The 24579-nt window shown below is 74.7% G+C and carries 25 protein-coding genes and 1 riboswitch; of the genes, 8 read left to right on the plus strand and 17 right to left on the minus strand.

Features of this window, described 5'->3' with window-relative positions; genetic code table 11:
- The first annotated feature begins 13 nt into the window (after window positions 1-13).
- A riboswitch (guanidine-III (ykkC-III) riboswitch) is annotated at window positions 14-77 on the plus strand.
- Window positions 78-89: 12 nt separating this feature from the next.
- Window positions 90-404 (plus strand): DMT family transporter, encoded by a 315-nt coding sequence (locus H291_RS0105965; RefSeq protein WP_020014068.1) that lies wholly within the window; start codon window positions 90-92, stop codon window positions 402-404.
- Here H291_RS0105965 and H291_RS0105970 read toward each other — a convergent pair.
- Window positions 379-1971, minus strand: a complete 1593-nt coding sequence (locus H291_RS0105970; protein WP_157236728.1) for a tannase/feruloyl esterase family alpha/beta hydrolase — start codon at window positions 1969-1971, stop codon at window positions 379-381. The two genes, H291_RS0105965 and H291_RS0105970, sit on opposite strands and share 26 nt — an antisense overlap.
- An 87-nt stretch (window positions 1972-2058) precedes the next feature.
- On the opposite strand from H291_RS0105970, the gene H291_RS0105975 reads away from it, so the two are divergent.
- Window positions 2059-3084: an alpha/beta fold hydrolase gene (locus H291_RS0105975; RefSeq protein ID WP_026365446.1), complete on the plus strand. Its 1026-nt coding sequence runs from the start codon at window positions 2059-2061 to the stop codon at window positions 3082-3084.
- Window positions 3085-3137: 53 nt separating this feature from the next.
- Window positions 3138-5849 carry an ATP-binding protein gene (locus H291_RS0105980; RefSeq protein WP_020014071.1) on the plus strand — a complete coding sequence of 904 codons (2712 nt, stop codon included), beginning with the start codon at window positions 3138-3140 and terminating at the stop codon, window positions 5847-5849.
- A 72-nt stretch (window positions 5850-5921) separates the two neighbouring features.
- Here H291_RS0105980 and H291_RS28895 read toward each other — a convergent pair whose 3' ends face one another.
- Entirely contained in the window at window positions 5922-6083 is a 162-nt protein-coding gene (locus tag H291_RS28895) for a hypothetical protein (RefSeq protein WP_157236729.1), read from the minus strand.
- Window positions 6084-6227: 144 nt separating this feature from the next.
- On the opposite strand from H291_RS28895, the gene H291_RS0105990 reads away from it, so the two are divergent.
- Window positions 6228-7121 carry an alpha/beta fold hydrolase gene (locus H291_RS0105990; RefSeq protein WP_020014073.1) on the plus strand — a complete coding sequence of 298 codons (894 nt, stop codon included), beginning with the start codon at window positions 6228-6230 and terminating at the stop codon, window positions 7119-7121.
- A gap of 1 nt (window position 7122) precedes the next feature.
- Here the strand turns inward: H291_RS0105990 and H291_RS0105995 are convergent, their stop codons facing one another.
- Window positions 7123-8424 (minus strand): erythromycin esterase family protein, encoded by a 1302-nt coding sequence (locus tag H291_RS0105995; RefSeq protein ID WP_020014074.1) that lies wholly within the window; start codon window positions 8422-8424, stop codon window positions 7123-7125.
- 146 nt (window positions 8425-8570) lie between these two features.
- Here H291_RS0105995 and H291_RS28900 point away from each other — a divergent pair, with 146 nt between their 5' ends.
- Window positions 8571-9641 carry a hypothetical protein gene (locus H291_RS28900; RefSeq protein ID WP_020014075.1) on the plus strand — a complete coding sequence of 357 codons (1071 nt, stop codon included), beginning with the start codon at window positions 8571-8573 and terminating at the stop codon, window positions 9639-9641.
- A 19-nt stretch (window positions 9642-9660) separates the two neighbouring features.
- Here the strand turns inward: H291_RS28900 and H291_RS0106005 are convergent, their stop codons facing one another.
- Genes H291_RS0106005 through H291_RS0106020 form a run of 4 tightly spaced genes read right to left on the minus strand, consistent with a single transcriptional unit; the run spans window position 9661 to window position 13803 of the window.
- Entirely contained in the window at window positions 9661-10545 is an 885-nt protein-coding gene (locus tag H291_RS0106005; protein ID WP_020014076.1) for a GntR family transcriptional regulator, read from the minus strand.
- Window positions 10503-11546 (minus strand): 4-hydroxythreonine-4-phosphate dehydrogenase PdxA, encoded by a 1044-nt coding sequence (gene pdxA, locus H291_RS0106010; RefSeq protein WP_020014077.1) that lies wholly within the window; start codon window positions 11544-11546, stop codon window positions 10503-10505. The genes H291_RS0106005 and pdxA overlap by 43 nt, the downstream gene beginning before the upstream one ends.
- On the minus strand, window positions 11543-12769 hold the full coding sequence (locus H291_RS0106015) for a four-carbon acid sugar kinase family protein (protein ID WP_020014078.1): 1227 nt from the start codon (window positions 12767-12769) through the stop codon (window positions 11543-11545). Before H291_RS0106015 ends, pdxA begins: the two co-directional genes overlap by 4 nt.
- On the minus strand, window positions 12766-13803 hold the full coding sequence (locus H291_RS0106020; protein WP_033325752.1) for a 2-keto-3-deoxygluconate permease: 1038 nt from the start codon (window positions 13801-13803) through the stop codon (window positions 12766-12768). Before H291_RS0106020 ends, H291_RS0106015 begins: the two co-directional genes overlap by 4 nt.
- Window positions 13804-13955: 152 nt before the next feature.
- On the opposite strand from H291_RS0106020, the gene H291_RS28905 reads away from it, so the two are divergent.
- The gene (locus H291_RS28905) at window positions 13956-15101 is read left to right on the plus strand and encodes a VanZ family protein (protein ID WP_020014080.1); all 1146 of its coding nucleotides are present in this window, start codon (window positions 13956-13958) and stop codon (window positions 15099-15101) included.
- Here H291_RS28905 and H291_RS0106030 read toward each other — a convergent pair.
- From H291_RS0106030 to idi, 8 genes are read right to left on the minus strand one after another with little or no spacing between them, the layout of a single operon-like run.
- Window positions 15065-16408 carry a TIGR01777 family oxidoreductase gene (locus H291_RS0106030; protein WP_026365448.1) on the minus strand — a complete coding sequence of 448 codons (1344 nt, stop codon included), beginning with the start codon at window positions 16406-16408 and terminating at the stop codon, window positions 15065-15067. The two genes, H291_RS28905 and H291_RS0106030, sit on opposite strands and share 37 nt — an antisense overlap.
- 10 nt (window positions 16409-16418) lie before the next feature.
- Entirely contained in the window at window positions 16419-17279 is an 861-nt protein-coding gene (locus tag H291_RS0106035) for a prenyltransferase (RefSeq protein ID WP_020014082.1), read from the minus strand.
- Window positions 17269-17586: a lycopene cyclase domain-containing protein gene (locus tag H291_RS0106040; protein WP_020014083.1), complete on the minus strand. Its 318-nt coding sequence runs from the start codon at window positions 17584-17586 to the stop codon at window positions 17269-17271. The genes H291_RS0106035 and H291_RS0106040 overlap by 11 nt, the downstream gene beginning before the upstream one ends.
- The gene (locus tag H291_RS0106045; protein WP_020014084.1) at window positions 17583-17957 is read right to left on the minus strand and encodes a lycopene cyclase domain-containing protein; all 375 of its coding nucleotides are present in this window, start codon (window positions 17955-17957) and stop codon (window positions 17583-17585) included. Before H291_RS0106045 ends, H291_RS0106040 begins: the two co-directional genes overlap by 4 nt.
- On the minus strand, window positions 17954-19519 hold the full coding sequence (gene crtI, locus H291_RS0106050; protein WP_020014085.1) for a phytoene desaturase family protein: 1566 nt from the start codon (window positions 19517-19519) through the stop codon (window positions 17954-17956). The genes H291_RS0106045 and crtI overlap by 4 nt, the downstream gene beginning before the upstream one ends.
- Complete coding sequence (locus H291_RS0106055; RefSeq protein ID WP_020014086.1) at window positions 19507-20400, minus strand: phytoene/squalene synthase family protein; 894 nt, start codon at window positions 20398-20400, stop codon at window positions 19507-19509. Before H291_RS0106055 ends, crtI begins: the two co-directional genes overlap by 13 nt.
- Entirely contained in the window at window positions 20397-21440 is a 1044-nt protein-coding gene (locus H291_RS0106060; protein ID WP_020014087.1) for a polyprenyl synthetase family protein, read from the minus strand. The genes H291_RS0106055 and H291_RS0106060 overlap by 4 nt, the downstream gene beginning before the upstream one ends.
- On the minus strand, window positions 21437-22006 hold the full coding sequence (gene idi / locus H291_RS0106065) for an isopentenyl-diphosphate Delta-isomerase (RefSeq protein ID WP_157236730.1): 570 nt from the start codon (window positions 22004-22006) through the stop codon (window positions 21437-21439). The genes H291_RS0106060 and idi overlap by 4 nt, the downstream gene beginning before the upstream one ends.
- 300 nt (window positions 22007-22306) lie before the next feature.
- On the opposite strand from idi, the gene H291_RS0106070 reads away from it, so the two are divergent.
- Together H291_RS0106070 and H291_RS28910 are read left to right on the plus strand one after the other, a co-directional pair.
- Window positions 22307-23173, plus strand: a complete 867-nt coding sequence (locus tag H291_RS0106070) for an ATP-grasp domain-containing protein (protein WP_232215995.1) — start codon at window positions 22307-22309, stop codon at window positions 23171-23173.
- Between the two features lie 102 nt (window positions 23174-23275).
- Window positions 23276-23926 carry an aminoglycoside phosphotransferase family protein gene (locus H291_RS28910; RefSeq protein WP_198012412.1) on the plus strand — a complete coding sequence of 217 codons (651 nt, stop codon included), beginning with the start codon at window positions 23276-23278 and terminating at the stop codon, window positions 23924-23926.
- Window positions 23927-23935: 9 nt separating this feature from the next.
- On the opposite strand, the gene H291_RS0106080 is transcribed toward H291_RS28910, so the two are convergent.
- The gene (locus tag H291_RS0106080; RefSeq protein ID WP_020014091.1) at window positions 23936-24229 is read right to left on the minus strand and encodes a DUF4287 domain-containing protein; all 294 of its coding nucleotides are present in this window, start codon (window positions 24227-24229) and stop codon (window positions 23936-23938) included.
- On the minus strand, window positions 24229-24564 hold the full coding sequence (locus H291_RS0106085) for a cupin domain-containing protein (RefSeq protein ID WP_020014092.1): 336 nt from the start codon (window positions 24562-24564) through the stop codon (window positions 24229-24231). The genes H291_RS0106080 and H291_RS0106085 overlap by 1 nt, the downstream gene beginning before the upstream one ends.
- Window positions 24565-24579: the final 15 nt, after the last annotated feature.

Here is a 24579-nt window from a genome sequence, read left to right on the forward strand (position 1 = left end):
TGCGAAGATCGAGGCAGAGCCCACAGGGGCTCCCGGACGAGGGTTGCCGTACCCGGTGTGCGACAAGACGGCATCTTGAGGAGCACACCATGTCGTGGATCGTCCTTGTCCTGTCCGGCCTGCTGGAGGCCGTCTGGGCCACCGCCCTGAGCCGGTCGGAGGGCTTCAGCAACGTCGTGCCGAGCATCGTGTTCGGTGTCGCCCTCGTCGCCAGCATGGGCGGCCTCGCCTTCGCGCTGCGCGACCTGCCCGTCGGGACCGCCTACGCGGTCTGGGTGGGGATCGGCGCCGCGACCACCGTCGCCTGGGCGATGGCCACGGGCGCCGAACCCGTCTCCGTGGTCCGCGTCCTGCTGATCGCGGGCCTGATCGGCTGTGTTATCGGGTTGAAGCTGACCCACTGACGCAGCGGACGTCGGTACCGACCCGGCGGGTCACCTGCGGGTAGCGGCACACCTCGCGCGTCACGGTGTTGCCGTCACCGTCGGTGACCACGGCCGGCAGCGTCGCGGGGGCGTGCCCCTGCTCGACCCACTCCACCAGGGAGCCCAGCGGGTCGGTGCCGATGCCGCAGTGGTCCACGCCCGGGGGCAGGAACAGGCGGTAGAAGGAGTCCACCCGGGCGTTGCCGCCCATGGCCCGGTTGACGCGCTCGCGGTAGTCGACCGTGCCCTGGGTGGGCACGAGCTGGTCGGCCTGCCCGTGCCAGCTCAGCAGCTTGCCGCCGGAGCGGGCGAACGCGGACAGGTCCGGGTCGTCGCTGCCGATCACGGCGTGGAAGTCACGCTGCGACGTCGCGAAGAGGCGGTCGAACTGCCGGTAGGTCAGGTTCGTGGTGTCCAGGCCCGGGTCCTTCGCGACGAAGTACTTGACCCACTGGTCGGCCACCACGAAGGGCTTGCCGGGCGTGGCGAGCCAGCTGAACGCCGCGCCCTTGTTCGGCCCGTACCAGAGCGGACGCCCGCTGCTGGAGACCGGCCCCTGCCAGATCTTGCGGACCGCGTCGGCGAGCTGCGCCGTGATGGTGTGCGTCGCGCCGTCGCAGTCGACCTGCGTGCCGACCAGCTCGCGGGGGTCCCAGCGGCAGTCGCGCGGGTCGTCGATGACGCCGTCCCGCACGCCGTCCGCGGTGTCGCAGGCCTCGACGGCCGCGGTGTTGAAGGCCTCCAGCTCGCACGGCGCGGGGGCGACGTCCTCCTCGTTGAACACGACCTGCGGCCAGAGCGTGGCCACGGCGAACCGGTCCCAGCTCACCGCGGGCGCGCCGGCCAGGATGCCCTGGAAGTCCGTGGGGTACTCCTGCGCGGCCACGTAGCCCTGGCGGCCGCCCGTGGAGCACCCGTTCCAGTAGGAGTAGGTGGCCTTGTGCCCGTAGAACTCCTTGGTCACGGACTTGCCGACCACCGCGAGGTCGTGCACCGAGCGGGACGCGAAGTTCTCCAGGAGCGGCCCGTTCACCCGCCCGTCCGGCGTCAGCGCCCAGCCGCTCACGTCGGCCGGGGACTGGCCGATACCCGCGTCGGTGGCCGCCGCGGCGTATCCGTTCTTGACGGCCGCGACCAGGGTGGCGCCCAGGTCGCCGGCCAGGTACGCGCTCCCGCCGGTGGCCTGGAAGCGGCCCGACCAGGCGGCCCGGTCCTGCGGCAGCGCGACCTTGACGGTCTCGTGGTCGCCGGCCCGGCCGTGCGTGAGGGTCACCGTGATCTCGCAGCGGGCGGGCACGTCGGGGATCGGCGCGAGCGTCTGCAGCGGCGGCGTGGCCTCGGGGAAGGTGACGGTCCCGGCGGGGTACGCCTGGGCGGTCACGGACTCGACGTGGGCGCCGCGCGGCGCGGAGACGGGCACGGCGGAGCACGACGACGGCGCGGGGTGTGCGCCCTCGGCGGGACCGCTCGCCGGTGCCGCCATGGGCAGCAGCCCGGCGGCCGACACCGACACCAGCGCCGTCATGATGATGGCTAGCTTGTTCATGGTGCACAGCCTGGCCCGGCAGCACCCGGGGCCGCCCCAGGGAGACACCCTGGTGCGCCCCCGGGGAGGCGGCCCCAGGGTAGGGGCATGGACAGAAGGACATTCGTCAGGACCGCCGGGCTGATCGCGACCTCCGCCGCGGTGGGTGGTACCGCCCTCCCGGCCGCCGCGCAGCCCGCGGCCGCCCGCCCCACCCCGCCCGCGCCGCCGTCGTTCCCCGTGGTCAAGCAGGTCCGGGCCGGCGAGCTCGACGTCGGGTACGCGGAGCTGGGGCCCGCCGGGGGTACCCCGGTGGTGCTGCTGCACGGCTGGCCGTACGACATCCACAGCTACGCCGAGGTCGCGCCCCTCCTCGCCGCCCGCGGCTACCGCGTGATCGTGCCGTACCTGCGCGGGCACGGCAGCACCACGTTCCTGTCGCCCGACACGTTCCGCAACGCCCAGCAGTACGTGGTCGCGCGGGACGTCGTCGCGCTGCTGGACGCCCTGCACATCCGCCGCGCCGTGCTGGCCGGGTACGACTGGGGCTCCCGCACCGCGGACATCGTCGCCGCCCTGTGGCCCGAGCGGGTGCGGGCCCTCGTGTCGGTGACCGGCTACCTCATCACCAACCGAGCGGCCAACGAGACGCCCATCGAGCCCGAGCGGGAGTGGGCGTGGTGGTACCAGTACTACTTCGCCACCGAGCGCGGGCGCCTGGGCCTGGAGGACGAGCACTACCGCAAGGAGCTGGCCCGCGTGGTGTGGAAGTTCAGCTCGCCCACGTGGCGGTTCGACGACGCCACCTTCGACCGGACGGCGGCCGCGTTCACCAACCCCGACTACGCCGCGATCGTGCTGCACAACTACCGCTGGCGTCTCGGCCTGGCCGACGGCGACCCCCGGTTCGACGACGTCGAGGCGCGCCTCGCGGCCGGGCCGAAGATCGGTGTGCCGACCGTGACGATCGACGGCGAGCTCGACCCGTTCACGCCGCCCGGCGAGGGCGCGGGCTACCGCGCCATGTTCACCGGGCCGTACGACCACCGCACGTTCCGCGGGATCGGCCACAACGTGCCGCAGGAGGCACCCGCGGCCTTCGCCCGCGCCGTCGTCGACGCGGACCGGCTGTGACCGGCCGCCCGGGCTGAGAACCCGCCCGGTGTAACCTCCGCGAGGAGGTGCGTGTGGCGAGCGAGACGGCGGGAAGCGTGCTGCGCGGCAGGCGGCGTGAGACCGGCACGCTCGACGAGCTGCTGCGCGAGGTCCGGGCGGGGCACAGCCGCGTGCTGGTGCTGCGCGGCGAGGCCGGCATCGGCAAGTCCGCGCTGCTGGACCACCTGGCCGCGGAGGCCGGGACCGCCCGGGTGGTCCGCACGGTCGGCGTGGAGCCCGAGTCCGAGATCGCCTACTCGGCGCTCCAGCACCTGTGCGCGCCGCTGCTCGACCACCTCGACCGGCTGCCCCAGCCGCAGCGCGACACCCTCGCCACCGCCTTCGGGCTGGGCCCCGGCGAGCCGCCCGAGGCGCTCCTCGTGGGGCTCGCCGTGCTCGGGCTGCTCGCCGAGGCCGCCGCGGAGCGGCCCCTGGTCTGCCTCGTGGACGACCTGCAGTGGGTCGACCGCATGTCACAGGTGATCCTGACCTTCGTGGCCCGCCGCCTGGAGGCCGAGTCGGTCGCCCTCGTCTTCGCCCTGCGCAGCCCGGGCGACGAGGAGGTGCTGCCGGGCCTGCCCGACCTCCGCGTCGAGGGCCTGCCCGCCGACGACGCTAGGGCGCTGCTCGACACCGTGCTGCCCGGCCCGGTCGACGGCCACGTCCGCGAGCGCATCCTCGCCGAGACGCACGGCAACCCCCTCGCGCTGCTGGAGCTGCCCCGCGGGCTGACCCCGGCCGAGCTCGCCTTCGGGTTCGGCGCCCCGAGCGCGACGCCCGTCGTCGACCGGGTCGAGGCCGGCTTCCAGCGGCGGCTCGCGGCGCTCCCGGCGGACACCCGCGTGCTGCTGCTCGCCGCCGCCGTCGAGCCGGTCGGCGACGTGCCGCTGCTGTGGCGCGCGCTCGACCGGCTCGGCGTCGGGCCGGACGCCGCCGCGCCGGCCGAGGCTGCGGGCCTGGTGCGGATCGGCACCCGGGTCCGGTTCCACCACCCGCTCGTGCGGTCGGCGTGCTGGCGCTCGGCCGACCCCGCCGAGCTGCGCGCCGTGCACCGCGCGCTCGCGGAGGTGACCGACCCCGGCCAGGACCCGGACCGCCACGCCTGGCACCGGGCGCACGCGGCGCTCGGGCCGGACAACGACGTCGCCGCCGAGCTGGAGCGCACCGCCGACCGGGCGCTGGCCCGCGGCGGGCGGTCCGCCGCCGCGGCGTTCCTGGAGCGCGCCGCCGAGCTGACCAAGGACCCCAAGCCGCGCGCCACGCGTGCGCTCGCCGCCGCGCGCGCCCGGTACGCGTCCGGCGCGCTGGACGCCGTGCCCGCGCTGCTGTCGGCCGCGGAGCTCGGCCCGCTCGACCCGCTGCAGCGCGCCGGCGCGGAGCGGCTGCGGGCCCAGGTCGCGTTCGCGCTCGACCGCGGCCGGGGCGCGGTGACGCCGCTGCTCGAGGCCGCGCGGCGGCTCGCGGAGCTGGACCCGGACGCCGCCCGCGAGACCTACCTCTGGGCGCTCGGCGCCGCGATGCACGCCGGCCGGCTCGGCGACGGCGACCTGCGCCGCGCCGCCGAGGCGGCGCGCGGCGTGCCGCCCGGCCAGGACGTCGCCGGCCTGTTCCTGACCGGGCTCACCGAGCGGGTCCTCGGCGGGCACGCCGGCGCCCTCCCGTCCCTGCGCCGGGCCCTGGCGGCCGTGCCGGACGGCGACGCCGCGCTGCTGTGGCTGTCCGGGCCGGTCGCCCACGAGCTGTGGGACGACGCCGCCTGGCACCGGCTCACCGAGCAGGCGCTCGCCACGGCCCGGGCCACCGGCGCGCGCTCGCTGCTGCCCACGGCCCTCACGTTCCGGGCCGGCGCCCTGGTCGCGGAGGGGCGGTTCGCCGAGGCGTCCGCCCTGCTCGGCGAGGCCGGGTCGGTCGCCCCCGGACCCCTGCACCCGTCCGCGGCGCTCACCCTCGCCGCGCACCAGGGTGCCGAGGAGCCCGCGACCCGCCTGATCGACGCGACCGTCCGGGAGGCCGAGGCCCGCGGCGAGGGCCGCTGGATCGGGCTGGCCGGCTACGCCGAGGCCGTGCTGCACAACGGGCTCGGCCGGTACCCGGCCGCCCTGGCGGCCGCCCGGCGCGCCGTCGCCCACGACGACCTCGCCCTGACCGGCTGGACGCTCGGCGAGCTGGTCGAGGCCGCGGCCCGCACCGGGGACGAGGCGGCGGCGGGCGAGGCGCGCGAGCGTCTCGCCGAACGGACCGCCGCCGCCGGGACGGGCTGGGCCCTGGGCGCGCAGGCCCTCGCGGACGCGCTGGCCGGTCCCGCAGCCGCCGCGGAGGACCGCTACCGCGCGGCGGTCGAGCTGCTCGGCGGTACGCGCCTGACCGTGCTGACCGCCCGCGCCCGGCTGCTGTACGGCGAGTGGCTGCGCCGCGAGAACCGGCGGAGCGACGCGCGGGACCACCTGCGGGCCGCCCACGAGGTGTTCGCGGAGGCGGGCGCGGAGGGCTTCGCCGGCCGGGCCGCCCGGGAGCTGGCGGCCACGGGCGAGACGGTACGGAAGCGCGGCGCGGTCGCGGCGGACGCGCTCACCGCCCAGGAGGCGCAGATCGCGCGGCTGGCCGTCGCCGGCCGGACCAACCCGGAGATCGGCGCGGAGCTGTTCCTCAGCCCGCGCACCGTGGAGTGGCACCTGCGCAAGGTGTTCGGCAAGCTCGGGATCGCCTCGCGGCGCGAGCTGGCGGGGGCGCTGCGGGAGCGCTGAGCGCGCCGCTCACGGCGTCGCCCCGCTCACGGCTGGGGCGCGGCGGGCTCCCGCACGGCAGGAGGTGGCGGGTCAGCGCTCGAAGGGGTCGGCGACCTCGCCGTCCACGAGCGCGTCCTGATCAGCGCGGAATGCCTCCAGCGACACGTGCTGGCTCGCCTGGGGCCTGGCGGCGAACCCGTCACGGGGGACAAATCGATCGGCATGCCGGGTGGTCTCTGACTGGGTGTCCACGAGATCGATGGTGCCACGGGCCAGGGAAAACACATGGTCTGCGGGCGATGTTGCGCAGAGTGGACAACGTCTACTCTGCGCAACACGGTTGCCGTGCCTGGTGTCGCCCGGGCGCCGTTCAGGGACTAGGGCGAGACTGTTCTGATGGCCCAAGACCTGTGGTCGCCGACGGCGTACGCGCGTGGTCGCGACGTCGAGATCGCCTACGACCGGTTCGGACCGGGCGGCGGCGTCCCGCTCCTGCTCGTGATGGGGCTCGCCGTCTCCCGGTGCTGGTGGTCGGACGGGCTGTGCCAGGCGTTCGCCGACGAGGGCTTCGACGTCGTCCGGTACGACCAGCGGGACACGGGCGCGTCGACCAGGTTCCGTCCGGGCGAGCGCAGCGGGTCGTTCACCGCGCTGCTCGGTACCGGGACCGTGCCCTACACGTCGGAGGACGTCGTCGACGACGCCGCCGCGGTGCTCGACGCCGTCGGCTGGGACCGCGCCGTCGTGTTCGGGCACTCGCTGGGTGGGATCGTGGCGCAACGCTTCGCGCTGCGGCACCCGGAGCGGGTGCTCGGCCTCGTCTCGTGCGACGCCCCGCCGAGCGACATGTCGTGGCGCGACATCCCGCGCTACCTGCACCTCGGGCTGGCCGCGCGGCTCGCCACGAAGCGGTACCCCGAGGGACGCGACGGCGACGTCGCGGCCTCCCTGGCCGTCGCGAAGCTCATGGCGTCCCCGGCCAACCCCACCGACGAGGACGCGGCCCGCGAGCGGATCGAGCGCGGGCTGGACGCCGGCCCGCGCGACCTGACGGCGCTGGGCCGCCTGCTCCGCGCTCGCTGGCACGGCGGACGGCTGCGCGAGATCGGCGCGCCGACGCTGGTGCTGCACGGCCAGGACGACCCCGTCATCCGGACGGCGGCGGCCCGCGCCACCGCCCGCGAGGTCCGGGGCGCGAAGCTGGCGATCCTCTCCGACGTCGGCCACGACCTGCCGGCGGCCTGCTGGAAAACGGTCGCGGAGGAGACCCGGCGGCTGGTCCCGGCCTGAGTCATTGCCCTGGCAGCATCGGGATCCAGGTGTGCCACGGCGTCACCCGGTCGACGTGCACCACGGCGTCGAACGCCCGCCGCGCGTCCACGAGCTGCAGCTCCGCGCCGTTGTGCGTGCCGCGCGTCGCGTCCAGGGCCGCCGCGGCCGCGCCGTCGACGGTACGCAGGTCCACGTAGTACGAGCCGAGGCCCGGGGCGGCCAGCGCCGCGTCGAAGCTCGCCGGGTCCGGCGCGCCCAGCTCCTGGGTGAACGGCGTCGAGTGCCCCGGGGCGTCGTCGGGCCCGGGCCGGTGCAGCCAGGACGTGCCGCCGCCGAACGTGGTGCCGAGCACCACCAGGTCGTCGCCGAGCCGGTCGGCGAGCTCGCGGCCCATCGTCGTCATCGGCTCCGGCACGAACGGCGGGGCGTGGAACGGCGTGCGCTGCACGTGGCCGTTCGCGGCGGCGACCACCACGCGCGGCTCGCGGTCCAGTATCCACTCGACGGTGTCCGCCATGGTGACGTCACGGACGTTGCCCGGGGGATAGGCGCGCGTCGCGCCGGCGGGCATCGCGGCCAGGAAGGCGTCCGTCTGCCGGGCGACCCGCGCGGCGTGCGTCGCGAACGCCGTCGCCCGGGGATCCGCGCCCGCCTCCAGGTAGTCGACCCGGCGCGCGCGGATGCGTTCCGCGAGCTCGGCGATCAGCGCCGTCAGGGCCGCCCGCTCGGCGGCCGGCAGCGCGATGTAGGCGTGCAGCGCCGGCGCGGCCTGGGCGATCCCGGTCCGGTCGGCGGGGAGATAGCCGAACAGCGGCAGGAGCTCCGTGCGCACGCGCGCCGCGTAGCCCGGGTCGACGTCGTCCAGGAAACCCAGGGCCGCCTCGACCGCCGGGCGGGCGCTCGCGGCCGAGTCCGGCACGTCCGCACCATAGAACCGCACGCCGCCGTCCGTGCGCAGCCAGGTCAGCAGGTCGAGCATCTCCTGGCAGCGGCCCATGCTGTAGGTGACACCGCGCTCCAGCACCTCCCGGACGGGCAGGGCGCTGCGCCCGGAGACCCACATGTCCACCAGCCAGCCCTCGGGGAACCCGGACTCCATGACGTACGCGGTGAACCCGTGCCGCGCCAGGAACCGCAGGATCCGGTGCCGCACCTGGTACATCTCGTGGATCCGGTGCATCGACTCGCCGACCGCCACGACCCGCGCGTCGCCCACGATCTCCAGCAGCGGCAGCAGGTCGGCGTCGTCGTCGCCGTCCGGGTCGAGGGTGGCCAGCCGGCGCGCGTTCGCGCGCAGCCACGCGGTCAGGTCGTCGCTCACCTGGCGAACATAGCGCCCGGCCAGCCCTCGACGGCGTGGTGTGCGCCCACGGCGCAACGGCGCTGGTCGACAGCGCCGATAAATGCTGCTGCGAGCTGATCGCAGCCGGGTTACGGTGCGCAAGCCGTCGACAGGAGGAGCGAAAGATGGCGACCATCACCCCGGAGGTCCTGCTGAGCGGCTGGCGCGGGCGCCGGTTCCTGCTGGAGTACGCCGCCGCCTCCGACCTGCCGCTGGCGGGGGCCGTGATGTCGGCGGGCCACGAGCTGGACCCGGCGCGCGACACGACGGTCGTGTCGTTCTTCGGCTCGGGTCACCGCGAGGCGGAGCCGCGCGCGACGCCCGAGGCCGTCGCCGCCCTGCTGGCCGGCCTCCGTCTCCCCGCGCTCGACCGGGGCACCGCCCTGAGCACGCTCGCCCAGGCGGTGAGCGTCGCCCGGTACTGGCAGGAGCCCGACGGCGAGGACCTGCTCGCCGCCACGCCCGTGGTGCGGGCCGCCCTGGAGCGAGTGGCCGCGCACGTCGCCCGGTCCGAGACCGTGGCCTGGTGGAGCACGCCGCTGGCCCGCGCGGATCAGCACGCGGTCACCTGGGACGGCCGCGCCTCGGGCACGACCGCGACCGTGGCGGAGCGCCTGACCTGGTGGCGCGCCGAGGTGCTGGACGAGGAGCGGCGCGCGCAGACCGACCGCCCCAGCGACCCGACGGCGCCGTTCAGCGGCACCTGGTGGTCCGCCCCGCCGTCGGACCTCACGCACACCCTGCGCGGACTCGACGGCTACGGGCCGGCCGGGCTGCGGCTGGTGGAGGACGACATGGGGTGGGAGCGGGCCGTGACCCACCAGGTGGAGGTACCCGCCGGCGCGCGCGTGCTCGAGGTGGATGGCCCCGAGGCATGGGCGGCGCTGTGCAGCGACTACCCCCTGGAGGTGACCGCCCAGAAGCGGCACGACTGGTACAGCACGACCGGCCGCGTGGGGCGCTGGCTGCTGCCCGACTGGGCGGCCGTCGCCGCCGAGCACGACGCCGTGCACCTCACCGCCGCCGCCTACCTCGCCGCGGCGGGCACGGCGATCCCGGTCGACGACGACGCGGCGAGCGTCATCGCCGGGTGGAACCCCGACGAGACGTACTGGCTCGTCGACACCGTGCGGCCGCAGGGGGCCGGGACGGAGTGGGTGCTGGACGACGAGGACTGGGTGGCCGCGGCCGTCTGACGACCGGCGGCGGCCGCGCTCAGCGGCCCTCGGCGCGCTCCAGCTCCCGGGCCAGGTCGAGCATCTCGCGGCCGAGGGACTCCAGGCGCTCGCGGAGGCCGGCGGCGTCGCCCGGGGCGGGGCCGGCGGGGGCGGCGTCGGGCTCCTGGATCACGTTGATGTCGAAGACCACCCGGTCCGCCCGGTGCCAGGTGCGGAACACCTCGACGGGCCGGGCGGCGTCGTCCGTGCTGGTGCCCTCGAGCAGCAGCACCGGCGTCCCGGCGGTCACCCGGAGCAGCTCGGCCGTGTCGGCGTCGGCGCCTACCGCCCGGACCTGCCGCCTGCCGGCCACCACGTGGGTGCCGAACCGGCGCTGGATCGTGGCGTGCAGCGACGTGTCGGTGAGCTCCTGCGCGGTCAGGTCCCCGAGCTCCTCGGGCAGCCAGGTCTCGATGAGGGCGAGCGGCTCGTCGCCGGCGCTGCGCAGGCGACGCAGGCGCAGCACCCGGTCGGAGGCGAGCTCGCCGGTCGCATCGGAGGCGGGCTCCAGCCCGAGCTCCAGGACGCGCGTGGTCACGTGCACGCCCTCGCCCTCGACCTGCGTCGACAGGCCCGGGACGCGCTGCACCAGGCGGTGCAGCTCGCCACGCTCGCGGACGGTCGTGCCCCGCCCCCGACGCCGCTCCACGAGCCCCTCCTGCTCCAGCGACGCCAGGGCCTGGCGCACCACGGAGCGCGAGACGCCGTAGCGTTCCTGCAGCTCGGCCTCGGTGGGCACCTGCGCGCCGGGCGCGAGCGTGCGGCCCAGGATCTGCGCGCGCAGCTCGCTGCCGATGCGCCGGTGGAGGGGCTGGCCGTCGGGGGCGGGGCGGCCCACGGTCAGCTCGCCGCGCTCGGGGCGCTCTGCTGCGCCGTCCGCCACACGTGGTCCCAGCCGGGGGCGAGGTCGGCGGCCCGCTCGATCGCGAGCACCAGGCTCGCCTCCCGGGCGATGCCCTGCCCCGCGATGTCGAACGCGGTGCCGTGGTCCACGGAGACGCGCACCACGGGCAGCCCCACGGTGATGTTCACGCCGTCGTCGCCGTACACGGCCTTGAACGGGGCGTGCCCCTGGTCGTGGTAGCAGGCGACGACCATGTTCCACTTCCCCTTGACCGCGGCCGGGATCAGGGCGTCGGCCGGCAGCGGGCCGTGGGCGTTCAGGCCGCGGGCGCGCGCCGCCTCGACCGCGGGGGCCAGCACGTCGGCGTCCTCGTCGCCGAACAGGCGGTTCTCGCCGGCGTGCGGGTTCAGGCCCGCGAGCCCGATGGCCTCGTCCGGGCGGCCCAGCGCCGTCGTGAACGCGCCCGCCAGGTCGAGCACGTCGCGGGTGCGCTCCGGCGTGATGTCCTCGATGGCCTGGCGCAGCGAGACGTGCGTCGTCAGATGGAAGAAGTACAGGTCGCCGGCCGACAGCACGAGGCTGAAGTTCTTGACCCCGAACTCGTGGGCGAGCAGCTCCGTGTGCCCGGGCCACCTGTGCCCGCCCGCGTGCATCGCGGCCTTGTTCAGCGGTGGCGTGACGATGCCGTCCACCTGCCCCTCCCGGGCCAGCCGGCAGGCCTCGACCACGAACCGGTAGGCGCCGTCGCCGGCCGCCGCGCTGATCTCGCCGACCGGGACGTCGGCCAGCGACGGTCCGGTCTGGAGCAGCTCGATCGTGCCCGGCGTGTTGGTGGCCTCGGCCGGGGACGCGATCACGCGGACCCGCTCCGGGTCGCCGCCGATCGCGGCCACGGCGCGGCGCAGCGCGTCCGCGTCGCCCACGACCACGGGCACGCACAGGGCGCGCAGGTCGTCGTGGCCGAGCAGGGCCTTGGCCGTGATCTCCGGGCCGATGCCTGCGACGTCGCCGAGCGTGACGGCGAGGGTGGGGATGCTCAAGGGTTTACCTCCTGGTGCGAAGAGTACGATCTCAGGCTTTCGAGGACGTCGACGACGGTCCGGCGGGTGCCGAACCCGCCCGCCTTGGTGACGACGACGGTGCCGTGCGCCGGCCCGCCCTCGAGGTGTCCGAGCGGGACGCCCTCGGCGACGGACCCGGCCACCCGCACGCTGCGGGCCCCGAGCCGGGCCAGGACGGCGCGGGCGCCGTCGCCCCCGATCAGCACGACGGCGTCGGGGCGCGTGCGCTCCGTGACGGCGGCCACGAGGTCAGCCAGGGCGCCCGCCGCGTGGGCGGCGCGCTCCCGTCCGGTGCCGGTGGGCTCGGGCGTGCGGACGAGGACCGTCGCGGGCGCGGTGGTGCCCAGCGCCCGCGCGGCCTGCTCGTCCGGGCCGGTCCCGGCCTCCGGGGTGATCAGCAGCGTGCCGGGCTCGGCGGTCAGCAGCGCGTCGGCCTGCCCGCGGGAGACCTCGTTCAGGGAGCTCAGCACCACGAGCGTGCGCTCGGCGGTGACCCGGGGCGGCTCCAGCCCGGCGCGGCTGCCGCCCCAGCGCGGGGCCAGAGCGGCGGCCAGCCCGGCGGAGCCGACCGGGACCGCGAGGGGGCCGAGCAGCGTCACCGCGTCGGCGAGGCGGTCCAGGTCCGCGTCCTCGGTAGCGTCCACGACGACGGTGCCCGCGGCTTCGCCCGCCTCGGCGAGCCGGAGCGCCAGGACCTTCGGATCGTCGTGGGCGGGTACCCGGACCGCGCCGGGCAGGAGTGCGGTCAGGTCGCTGCGGTGCACGGGAGTCACGGGATCCTGCCCGGCGGCCGTGTCGGCGGCCGGTACGCCGTCGACCAGCAGCACCCCGTCGCGGACCGTCCGCCCGAGGGCGGGGTAGCTCGGGCAGACGACGGCGAACGCGCCGGGCACCCGGTCCCGCCACGCGGCCAGGGCCCCGCTGACCTGGGCAGCGACGCTGCCACGCACGGTCGAGTCGATCTTGACGTAGAGGCGCCCGGCATCGGCCAGCGCCCGCACGGCGGCCTCGGTCGCGGCCGCCGCGGCGGCGTCGTCCAGGGCCCGGGCGTCGGTGACCACGGCGACCGCCGCCCGCTCGCCGGAGGGCAGGTCGCGGCCGAGGGCCAGGTGGCTGGTCCAGCCGGCGCGGGCGAACTGGACCACGCAGTCCCCGGCCCCGGTCAGGTCGTCCGCGACGACGCCGACGGTGTGCTCGCTCATGCGGTGCCGCGCCCCTCGCCGGCCGGGGTCGCGGCGGCCGGGGTGTCGGCGTCGTCGGCCGGGGCGAGCCCGCCCTGCCGCTTGAGCACGATCGTGGCCAGGAGCGGCGCCAGGATCGCGCTGACCAGCACGGCCGAGGCGACCTGCGCGGTGGCGACCGCAACGTACGGCTCGAACGTGGGGTCCACCCCGGCGATGATCGCGGGGGTGGCCACGGCGTTGCCGGCCGTGGTCGCGGCGGCGATCGCGATGCCCGACTTGGCGCCGCGCCGCAGGATGAACCGGTAGCCGGAGTAAGTCAGGGCGGCGGTCAGGAGCACGGCGAAGACGCCGACCAGGATGCCGGAGGCACCGCCGGTCACGACGTCGCGCAGGTCGATCCCCGTGCCGAGGGCGAACGCGAAGAACGGGATGACGATGTTCGGCACGGGCCGCATGACCTCGGTCCAGCGCGGGTCGAGGTTGCCCACGACGAAGCCCAGCACCAGCGGGACCAGCGCCGCGAGGAACGCCGTCAGCGGGATGTCGGCCAGGCCGGACGCGCCGAGGAACAGCATCGAGATGAACGGGCCGTCGTTGATGGCGGACGCCATGTAGGCGCCGCGGTCCCGCTCGTCGCCGTACCGGCCCGTGAAGGCGAGCCACAGGCCGCCGTTGCTGTTGTCGATGGTGGCCATCAGGGCCAGGATCGAGACCCCCAGGAACCCCTCGATCCCGAAGACGGCGCCGGCCAGCGCGACGAGGGCGGCGGGGATCAGGGACTTCGTGAGCAGCAGCGTCCCCGTGGCGGCGAGCACCGGCCCCGACGTGCGCGCCGTGATCTGCATCCCCGTGGCGAAGATCAGGACGGCGATCAGCGGCAGCGCCGAGTCCTTGAACAGAGCGGTGGTGAACGAGCCCAGCTCGAGGAAGCCGGGGAAGAACGTACCGACGACCGAGCCCAGGATCAGCGGCACGAGCATCAGCCCGCCCGGGATCTTGTTCATCCAGTCGTAGAGGGGCACGGTCGACCTCGGTGTCAGTCCGGCATCCATGGCGGAACCTCTCGTTGTGCGCGACCGGCGATGGCCGCAATTGTCAGGACAAGAAAGTACGGACAAAGTACGGGACGACGCGGACGACAGGCAAGTCCCCTGCGTACGGCCCCCGACGCGCGCGGATTTCACCCGGCGCATAGCGTTTCCGGGTGACCGACGTGTGGACCTGGCCCGCCCGGATAGGCGTGCTCATCGGAACCGGCCTCTTCGTGGCCCTGCTCATCCCGATCCTCCTGATCCAGGTACGCCGGTACGGCGCCACGAGCCCGGCCCGCCTGCTCGGCGCGGCGGCGCTCGCGGTCTACGGCACCGCGCTCGTGGCGTACACGCTGCTGCCGCTGCCCTCGGGCGACCTCGCGGCCTGGTGCGCGAGCTACGGGTACGACGGCGCCCAGCTGCGCCCCCTGCAGATCGTCGCCGACATCCGGGAGCGCACCGCCGGCCTGTCCCTGGGCGCTGCGGTGCGCGACATCTCGGTGCTGCAGGGCGTGTTCAACGTGGTGCTGTTCGTGCCGTGGGGCGTGCTGGTGCGGCGCTACCTGGGCTGGGGGCTGCTGGCGTCCGCGGCGTCGGCGCTGGGGGCGTCGCTGCTGATCGAGGTCACGCAGCTCACCGGCGTCTTCGGCCTGATCCCGTGCTCGTACCGGCTGGCCGACGTCGACGACCTGCTCACCAACACCCTGGGCGGTGTGCTCGGCGCGGTGATCGCGCCGTGGGTGCTGCGCTGGATGCCGGGCGCGCGGACGCTCGCGGCGGGCCGGGGCACGCCGCGGCCCGTGACGCTGTGGCGCCGCCTGTTCGGCATGCTCGTGGACTACCTGGCCTACACGGTCCTGGGCGGGGTGCTCGCGCTGACCCTGGGCCTGGGCTACTACCTCGTGTCCGGCCGCGCGCCGGCGGACTCCCTGGCCGTGTGGCTGTTCACCAGCGGGCTGGCGTGGGTCGTGGTCTTCGTGCTGCCGCTGGTCACGGGCGCGGGGGAGTCGCTGGGGCAGCGCACGGTCTGGCTCGCGGTGGTGCCGCCCGACGGCGGTACGCGCCTGGCGCCGTGGGCCCGCCTGCGGCGCGGGCTGGCGGGGGGTGCGCTGTGGGGCCTGGTCCAGGCGCTGGCCGACAGGTTCGACTCCGCGCAGGGCCTGGCGGGCACGGTCGCGACCGTGCTGGTGCTGGCCGTGCTGTTCACGCGGGGCCGGCGGGGCCTGTCGGGCAAGGCCGCCCCGTACGAGCTCGTCGACGCGCGCACCCTGGCGCCGGAGGGTCAGCTCCGGGGCCGCGGGTCCTTGCCGAGCAGGTGACGCAGCGCGGGCTCCAGGGTGGGGTGCCGGAACCGGTGGCCCAGGTCGAGCAGCGCCTCGGGGGAGACGCGCTGGCTGGCCTGCGCCAGTTCGGTCGCCCCCTCCTCGCCCAGCAGCACCTTCGGCCCCAGCGGCGGCACGGGCAGGAGGGCCGGGCGGCGCAGCACCGCCGCGAGCGTGGCGGTGTAGGCGGCGTTGCGCACCGGCGTGGGGGCGACTGCGTTGACCGGCCCGGTCAGCCGCTCGTCGTAGAGCGCGCGGTGGTAGACGTCGACGAGGTCGTCGATGCCGATCCAGGACTGCCACATCTGCCCGTCGCCGAGCCGGCCGCCCAGCCCGGCGGCGAACAGCGGGTGGAAGATCCGCAGCGTGCCGCCGCGCGGTGACTGCACCAGCCCGGTGCGCACGTTGACCACGCGGACGCCCGCCTCGGCGGCGCCCGCCGTGGCCTGCTCCCAGTCGTGCACGACGTCGGCGAGGAACCCGTCGCCGCGCGCGCTGGTCTCGGCCAGCACCTCGTCGCCGCGGTCCGGGCCGTAGAAGCCGATGGCGGAGGCGCTGACGAACACCCGCGGCCCGCCGGGCGTGCGTGCGGCCAGCTCGGCGAGCGCCGTCGTCGGGCCGATGCGGGAGCCGCGGATCGCGGCGCGGTGCGCGTCGGTGAACCGGCCGGCGATCGACGCGCCGGCCAGGTGGACCACGGCGTCGACGCCCTCCAGCAGGTCCTCGGCGGGGGCCTGCGGGTCCCAGCGGCGCTCGTCGGGCCCGTGCGGGGTGCCGCGCACGAGGCGCACCACGCGGTGCCCGGCCGTGGTCAGGAACGGGGCCAGGGCCCCGCCGACCAGGCCGTTGCTGCCGGTGATCGCCACGGTCATGGGGCGGTCGCCGGCGTTGCGGGCGCTGGCCTGCGCGGCGAGGTCGAGGCCGAGCTGGCGGTGCCGGTAGGCGAACATGGACCGCAGCACGGCCTCGGGCACCGGGGTGTCCACGGTGTCGGTGATGCGGGTGCGGTCGCCGTCGGCGTGGAACTCGTGGGTGTGCCGCCACGGCACCACCCAGCGCAGGGGCGCGGAGACCAGCTCGTCGACGAACCGCTCCGGCGGCGCGTAGCCGGTGTGCCGGGCGACCCAGCGCAGGCCGAGGGGGAGCCGCAGCACGGCCTCGCCGCCGTCGAGCGACGTCGCCTCCTTGACCACCGTCAGGGGCGACCACGGCGGGGTGAGCCGCTGGACCGCGCCGGGGCGCTCGTGCCACGCGAAGACCTCGGAGCGCGGGTGCCCCACGACGCTCGACATGTGCAGAGTCATGCTTCCCTCCCTACAGGTAGCCGGCCGCGTCCGCGATCAGGAGGATCGTCACCACCGCGCCGGCGGCGTAGTTGACCCACAGGAAGTGGCGCCAGCCGCCGTTGGCCCGGGCGGAGTCCTCGTCGCTCACGTTGGCGTACGGCGCCGCGAGCACGAGGTAGGGGACGGCGAGCAGACCCAGCAGCGCGGTGGGCCAGCCCGTGGTGGCCACGAGCACGCCCGCGACCACCCAGGCGCCCAGCGCGAGCCGCACCGTGGTGGCCGCGCCGAACGCCGTCGCGATCGACGAGATCCGCCCCTCGCGGTCGGGTACCACGTCCTGCACGGCGCCGAACGCGTGGCTGGCCATGCCCCACAGCAGGAACGCGCCGAGCGCGGCGAACGTCTGCGGGGTGGGCGCGGCCTGCGCGAGCGCCAGCCCGTACACCGCCGGGCTCACGAAGTGCACGCTGGACGTCAGGGAGTCCAGCACCGGCACCTCCTTGAACCGGAACGGCGGCGCGGAGTAGGCGACCAGCGCGAAGAGGCTGACCGCGAGCACCAGCCAGGACGACGGCGGGCCCAGCACGACCAGCGCCACGACGAACGGCACGCAGGTCACCAGGGAGGCGATCAGGATCGGGCGGTGTCGTCGGGGAGAGAGCAGCGCGCCCTCCACGCCGCCCTTGCGGGGGTTGGCCAGGTCGGACGCGTAGTCGAACACGTCGTTGATCCCGTACAGCGCCAGGTTGTAGGGCACCAGGAAGAAGAGGGTGCCCACGACGAGGGCGACGTCCACCTCGCCGGTGGTCAGCAGGTACGCGGCCGCGAACGGGTAGGCCGTGTTGATCCAGCTCAGCGGGCGCGACGCGCGCGCGAGGTCAGCGAGCACGTCGACTCCCGAACAGGTACCAGAGGGCGGGCAGCAGGATCACGCCTGCCAGGGGATAGGCGAAGTCCTCGACCGGCGCGAGCCCGATCCGGCGCCCGGAGATGTGCTCGTCGGAGTAGGTGAACAGACCGCTCGCGATCATCACGTTGTCGAAGACGGCGGTGAGCACGAACAGGGCGACGGCGGCCAGGACGATCGGTCGCCAGCCGATGGGGCGCGTCCCGGCCAGGCGTGCGCGCAGGTGGGCGATGAACGCGACGGCCACGGCCACGGCGATGAAGGCGCGCGCGAGGATCAGATAGGTCATCGCAGCACGTCCTCCCGGTCGCGGAAGCGGTCCCGGGCCCGGACGCGTGCCCGGACGCGGGCCCGGCGCAGGACGCGGTCGGCACCGAGGACGAGCACCATCGTGAGCTCGCAGAGGAACGCCAGGAACACGATCTCCTCCACCGGCAGCTCGGGGGCGAGCATGAGCCCGGTCATGTACGGGCCGGCGCCGTGCAGGAAGATGCCGAGCCCGATGCCCGCCAGGTCCCACACCAGGAAGAACGCGGTACCCGTGACGAGCACGGCGGCCGCCCGGACGGGGGAGTCCCAGAGGAAGAGCCGGTACCGCCAGTCCACGATCAGCACGCCCGCGGCCGAGAAGAGCAGCACGGCCAGGTAGACGAAGCTCATGCGGCCTCCTCCAGGGGGCCGGCGCTGGTGTCGCCGCGCAGGCGCTTGAGCACCAGCTCCGCGCTGATCAGGCACATGGGCAGGCCGATCCCGGGGATGGTCGTGGCCCCCGCGTACAGCAGGTTCGACACCCGGGAGGAGGCGTTGGAGCCGCGGAACATCGCGCTCTGCCGCAGCGTGTGGCCCGGCCCGAGGGCGCCGCCGCGCCAGGCACCGAGGTCCCGCTCGAAGTCCACGGGCCCGATGCTGCGCCGCACGACGATCCGCTCGGCGAGGTCCGGCGTGCCGGTCCAGCCCGCGATCTGCGCGATCGCGTCGTCCACGATCTGCTCCACGCCCGGGTCCCCGGCGCCGTCGACGCCGCCCGCGCCGATCGTCGTGTCGGCCGGCACCGGCACGAGCACGAACAGGTTCTCGTGCCCGGGCGGCGCGACGTCGTCCGTGGCGCTCGGCCGGCAGACGTACAGCGACGTGGGCGACGGCACCGTGCGCGCGGAGCCGTAGATGGACTCGAAGCCGCCCTGCCAGTCCTCGGCGAACAGCAGCGAGTGGTGGGCGAGCTGCGGCAGCTCGCCGCGCACGCCCAGCAGGGCCAGCACCGCGCCCGGCCCGGGGTCGCGGCGCTTCCACCAGCGGTCGCCGCGGCTGCGGTGCTCGGCGTCCAGCAGCTCGTGCTCGGTGACACGCAGGTCCGCGGTGGAGACCACGACGTCGGCGGGCAGGACCTGGGTGCTGCCGTCCGGTCCGGTGACCTCGACGCCGGTAGCTGCGCCGTCGTCCGACACGGTGATGCGGGTGACCCGGTGGCTCGTGAACAGCTTCGCGCCCGCGCGCTCGGCGCACCGGGCGACGGCGTCGATCACCGCGCCGAACCCGCCGCGCGGGTAGAGCACGCCCTGGGTCACGTCGAGGTGGCTCATCAGGTGGTACATGCTCGGCGCCGAGCCGGGTGAGGTGCCCAGGAACACGGCGGGGTAGCCGAGGATGCGGCGCACCCGGTCGTCCGTGGTGTGCCGCGCGATGAAGTGGTCCAGCGACTCGCCGAGCAGGCGCAGCAGCCGCGGGGCGCGCCGCACCACGGTGCGGTCCAGCAGCGGCGCCGCCGAGGCGAACGTCGCGTACAGGAAGCGCTCGGTGGCGATCCGGTACGTCTCGGCCGCCGAGTCCAGGTACGCCTCGAGCTTCGGGGCCGACGGCGGGTCGAGCGCGAGCAGCGCCTCGCGGGCGCCGTCGGCGGGCAGGTCGAACGGCTCCGGGTCGCCCTCGAAGAACACCCGGTAGGACGGGTCGAGGCGCTGGAGGTCGAGCTCGTCGGCCGCGCTCGTGCCGAGCAGGCGGAAGAAGTGCTCGAAGACCTCGGGCATGAGGTACCAGGACGGGCCGGTGTCGAACCTGAACCCGTCCCGCTCCCAGCGTCCCGCGCGCCCGCCCAGGTCGGAGCGGGCCTCCAGCAGGGTCACCGACGCGCCGTCCTTGGCCAGCAGGGCGGCGGTCGCGAGACCTGAGATACCGCCGCCCACCACGATCACGCGCTGCCCGTTGTGTGCGTTCATGCCGCCCATCGCTTGTTGTTCGTCTGGTTCCCCGCGAGCGTCGCCACGACGATACGCAGCTTCACCGCGGCCGGTACCGAGACCCGCCGCTCGTGCAGCTGTTCGGCGGGGGTGTTGCGGAGGCGCTCGTTCACCTCGGAGAAAAGTCCGGCGGCCAGGGCCGTGGCCCGGCGCGGCCCTGGGGGCAGCAGCGGGAGCACGGCCCTGGCGGCGGCGAGGTCGGCGTCGACGTCCGCGACGACCTCGGCCTTGCGTGCCTCGTCCAGCCGCTCGGGTCCCGCACCGGGGAAGTAGGTGCGGCCCAGGCGCTCCTGGTCGTCGCCGAGGTCACGCAAGAAGTTGATCTTCTGAAATGCCGCGCCGAGCCGCCGGGCGCCCTCCTCCAAGCGGGTGCGGATAGCCGGCGGCACGACGTGACCGTCCAGGAACGCGCGCAGGCACATCAGGCCCACCACCTCGGCGGACCCGTACACGTAGGCGCGGTACTCCTCGTCGCCCAGGGCCTCGACCGGGTCGAGGTCGCGGCGCATCGAGGCGAAGAAGGGCCGGACCAGCGTCTCGTCGATGCCGACGGCCCGTGCGGTGGTGCCGAACGCGTGCACCACGAGGTTGGTGCTGAACCCGCGGTCCAGCGTCACGTACGTCTCCTGCTCCAGCGCGTCCAGGGCCGCGCGGCGCTCCTCGTGCGCCAGCCCCGCCTCCTGGGCCGGGCCGTCCACGATCTCGTCGGCCACCCGGACCAGCGCGTAGATGTCCTCGACCATGCCGCGCACCGACGGCGGCAGCAGGCGCGTGGCCAGGCTGAACGAGGTGGAGTAGGCACCGATGACCTGCGCGGCGGCCGCGTGGGCCGTGAGCGAGTACAGGGTCAGGGACGACGACGGGATCACGACTCACGCTCCGCGAGCATCCCGGCGAGCCCGATGAGCTCCTGCCGCAGCGCGACGGGCAGCGTCGTCCGCTCGATCGTCGCGATGGCCGCGCGCCGCTTGGCCTCCACCAGGTCGGCGACCGAGCTACGGGCGCCGCTGGCGACCAGGGCCGTGCGCAGCAGCTCGGCCTCGTCCTCGGACAGGTCGGGCTTGCCCCACAGGTGCCGCACCTCGGTCCAGGCCGGGTCCCCCTCGGCGCAGGCGACGAGCAGGGTGCGCTTGCCCTCGCGCAGGTCGCCGGTGGTGCTCTTGCCCGTGCGGACCGGGTCGCCGAAGACCCCCAGCAGGTCGTCGCGCACCTGGTACAGCATGCCCAGGGCGATGCCCACGCGTTCGAGGTCGGCCGACGCCTCCTCGCCCGCGCCGGCCAGCGCGCCGCCCGCGCGCAGCGGCCCGGCGAACGAGTAGCTGCCGGTCTTGTTCGCCATCATCCGCAGCAGGCGCTCCGGGGTGGCCGGGGCCGTGCCCAGGCCGAACGCGACGTCGTCGTGCTCGCCCGCGGCGGCCCGGAACAGGGCCTCGTCGATGATGTCGGTCAGCTCGGCCCGCCCGGCGGACCGCACCCGGGAGACCAGGGCGTACGCGGAGCTGAGCAGGAGGTCGCCGCCGAGGATGCCGGAGGCCGTGCCCCAGGCGGTCGCGGCGCCGGCGGGCAGCCCGCCGCGGATCGCGTCGGTCGCGAACTCGGCCGCGAGGTTGGGGCGGCCGCGCCGGGTGAGGTCCTTGTCCAGGACGTCGTCGTGCAGCAGCAGCGCGGTGTGCACCAGCTCGAAGGCCGCCGCGGCGATCGCGGCGTCCTCGGGGTGCGGGGCGCCGAACGCGCGGTGCGCGTCGAGCAGGAGCCGGGGGCGCAGGCGCTTGCCGCCCTCGCTCGACCGGGCCAGCCGCCGCCACAGCAGCGCGTAGTGCTCCGCGAGCGGAGTGGCACGCCGGGTGCGCTCGGCGAAGAAGTCGCTCAGCACGACCTCGACCGGGTCGCGGGTCAGGATCTCGGTCATGGCCACGTCACACCGTTTCTGCCAGCTCTGGCGACCAGCGCCGCGTACAACGGCATCTCGGCGCCCTGCTCGACGAACCACGGGGAGAACGCCCACGGCACGGTGCGCAGGGCCTCGCCCAGCGCAGCGCCGTCGACCCACTTGGCCTCCATGGCCTCGTACGGGTTGACCTGCGGTTCGTCGTCGGACACCGCCACGTAGACCGGGCAGATCTCGTTCTCCACGATGCCGCTGGCGTCCACCGCGCGGTAGCGGAACAGTGGGAGCTCCAGCCGGACGTCGCGCAGGGTGATGCCGAGCTCGTCCTGCGCACGGCGCACCACGGCCTCCTCGCTCGGCTCGTCCGGCTGGGGGTGGCCGCAGAACGAGTTGGTCCACACCCCCGGCCAGGTCTGCTTGTGCAGGGAACGGCGCGTCACCAGCACCTGGCCGGCGGAGTTCAGCACGTGGCACGAGAACGCCAGGTGCAGCGGCGTCCGTTCGGAGTGCACCACGCTCTTGAGCTCCGAGCCGACGGGTGTCCCGTCGTCGTCGAGCAGGACCACTCTCTCGGTCGTCACTGTCACCCCTCCGGTGATTTTCGCTAGCCTGGCTATATTCAAGCACAGGAAGCGGTTTTCGCCACAGCCGATACCGGACAGATCGCACAGGTTCTTGAGAGAGTTCGGCGCCGACCGGGGGATGGATCGGCGTATCGCCGTGAGATCGGCCAGTTGTCTTGAAAACGGTCGGTTGTTCGACCGATCTCAAGACAAGGGACCGAAGTCGACGATTCGGGCGTGAGGGCCGCTGTACGTTGCGCGCATGCGCCCTTGATCCTGGTCTCGTCGGACCCGTTGGCTCCGCGAGCCCCCGACCACCACTTCTTGCGGGAGGCGGATGCCGCACGGCGGGCAGGCCTCGACGTCGCGGTCGTGGACCACGACGCGATCCTCGCCGGGGACGTCCGCGCCGCCGTGCGCCGGGTTCCGCCGTCGGACGGCGGGCGGGCCGCGTGGTACCGCGGCTGGATGATCGCCGGTGACGCCTACACGCGGTTCGCCACGGAGCTGGCGGCGCGGGGGATCTGGCTCGGTACGACGGCCGCCGCGTACCGCTCCGCGCACGAGCTGCCTGGCTGGTACACCGTCTTCGCGGACCTGACGCCGGCGAGCGTCTGGATGCCGTGGGTGGCGGGCCGCACGCCCACAGGAGCGGACGTCGGCACGTTGGTCGCGGCCCTTGGTGGCGGACCCGGGGTGGTCAAGGACTACGTGAAGTCGCGCAAGCACGAGTGGGACGAGGCGTGCTTCGTGCCCGACCTGTCCGATGTCGGGGCCGCCACGGGGGTCGTCGCGCGGATGGTCGAGCTGCAAGGGGACGACCTGGCGGGCGGGATCGTCGTGCGTGCCTTCGAGCAGTTCGTGGCCGACGACGACGGGCGCGCCCTGGAGGCCCGGGTCTGGTGGTTGGCGGGCGCGCCGGTGCTGGTCACGCCGCACCCCGACGCGCCGGCCGGCACGACGGTCGAGGTGTCCGCCGAGGCGCTCGACGCCGTCGGGGCCTGCGTGCGCACGCTGGGCGCGCCGTTCGTGACGACGGACCTCGCGCTGCGGTCGGACGGCGTGTGGCGCGTGATCGAGGTCGGGGACGGGCAGGTCAGCGACCTGCCGGCGGGGCAGGAGCCCGGGGTGCTGGTGGGGGCGCTGGCTGCTGCCGGGCGGAGTCTAGGGTTGGCCGTCGATCAGGGTTGATGCGCGCGCTGCGATGGGGGACCAGTGGCTGAGGGCGACGACGTCGTAGAGCGATTCTCGGGCGGGCGCCGTTCGGCGTCGGTAGAAAGGCACGCCGCCGAGGTGCTGCGGGCTCGCGGGACTGGTGCCGGCGATGTGGCGCGGACGCTCACGGCGCTGGAGCGGCTCAACTACCCGTACGCCCCTCGGTACCTGGGGCAAGCGGGGGACGGCCGCGACCGGCTCTCGTACATCGCGGGCGTGACGACCACCCATCCAAGCGAGCGAGCGGAGGCGTCCTACCGGCTCGGTGGAGCGATGCTCCGCCTGCTGCACGACGTCACGCGCGGAACTCCGCTGGCCGGTGACCAGGAGTGCCTGACGCACCGGGATCCCGGCCCGTTCAACACCATCTTTCGGCAGGGAATGCCGGTCGCCTTCATCGACTGGGACACCGCCGGGCCTGGCGTCGCCCTCGATGATCTCGCCTACCTCGCCTGGACCTGGTGCATCCAGGCCGTCGGGAACGTGCCCGTCCCCGACCAGGCGCGGAGGCTGAGACAGGTCCGCGACGGGTACGGGATATCGAGCGACGTCGATCTGCTGGACGCGGTCCTGCGGCAGCAGTCGAGGATGTTCAAGCTGAGCGAGTCGGCCCGGCAGGGCGCGGACGCACGCATGCGGGAGATCCATATGGCCGCGCGGGACTGGGCGGCAGCGGACAGAGCGCTCGTGCTCGACAACGTCGCAGTGTTTCGTCGGGCGCTCGGCTGACGGCTTGCCTCACCAGTCCGCCGGCCGGGAGTCTTTCCCGTCCAGCCACAGCCGGTCGCTCGCGTCCCGGTGCGTGCCCGTCGAACCGACGTGCTTGCCGCTGATCCGGTCACCCTTGGTGACGACGTGCGCGACCGCCCTCGCGTGCCCGTGGCCGAGTCCGTAGGTCTCCTTCAGCCACGCGACGACCGGCGTCGTCCTGCTGCCGAGGTCGAATCCTTGCTCCTTCGCAAGACCGACGAGGTCCCGCGGCGTCAGCCCTGTCTGGGTCTCGACCTTGTCGAGGTAGGCCTGGAACGACATCAGAGGTTCTCCTGGATCATCTCGGCCGACGCGTGGATGCACATCATGCGCAGCGTGCCCGTTCCGGTGTTCTTGAAGCCGTGCCAGACGTCCGGCTGGACCACGGCGGTGTCGCCCGCGTGGGCGACGATCGTCTCGTCACCGACGGTGATCGTGGCCTCGCCCTCCAGGACGGACCAGGTCTCGGTGTACGGGTGCCGGTGGAGCCCGGGCCCCTGGCCGGGGTCGTTGGTGACGAGGAAGAACGAGACGCCCGACCCGTGGTCGCGGCCCTCGAAGCGCAGGGTGCGCGACCCGGAGATGCGGATGGTGTCGGCGGTGACGATCGCGGCCATGTCTGACTCCTTGAG

The organism is Promicromonospora sukumoe 327MFSha3.1 (assembly GCF_000385135.1).
Lineage (GTDB): Bacteria > Actinomycetota > Actinomycetes > Actinomycetales > Cellulomonadaceae > Promicromonospora > Promicromonospora sukumoe_B.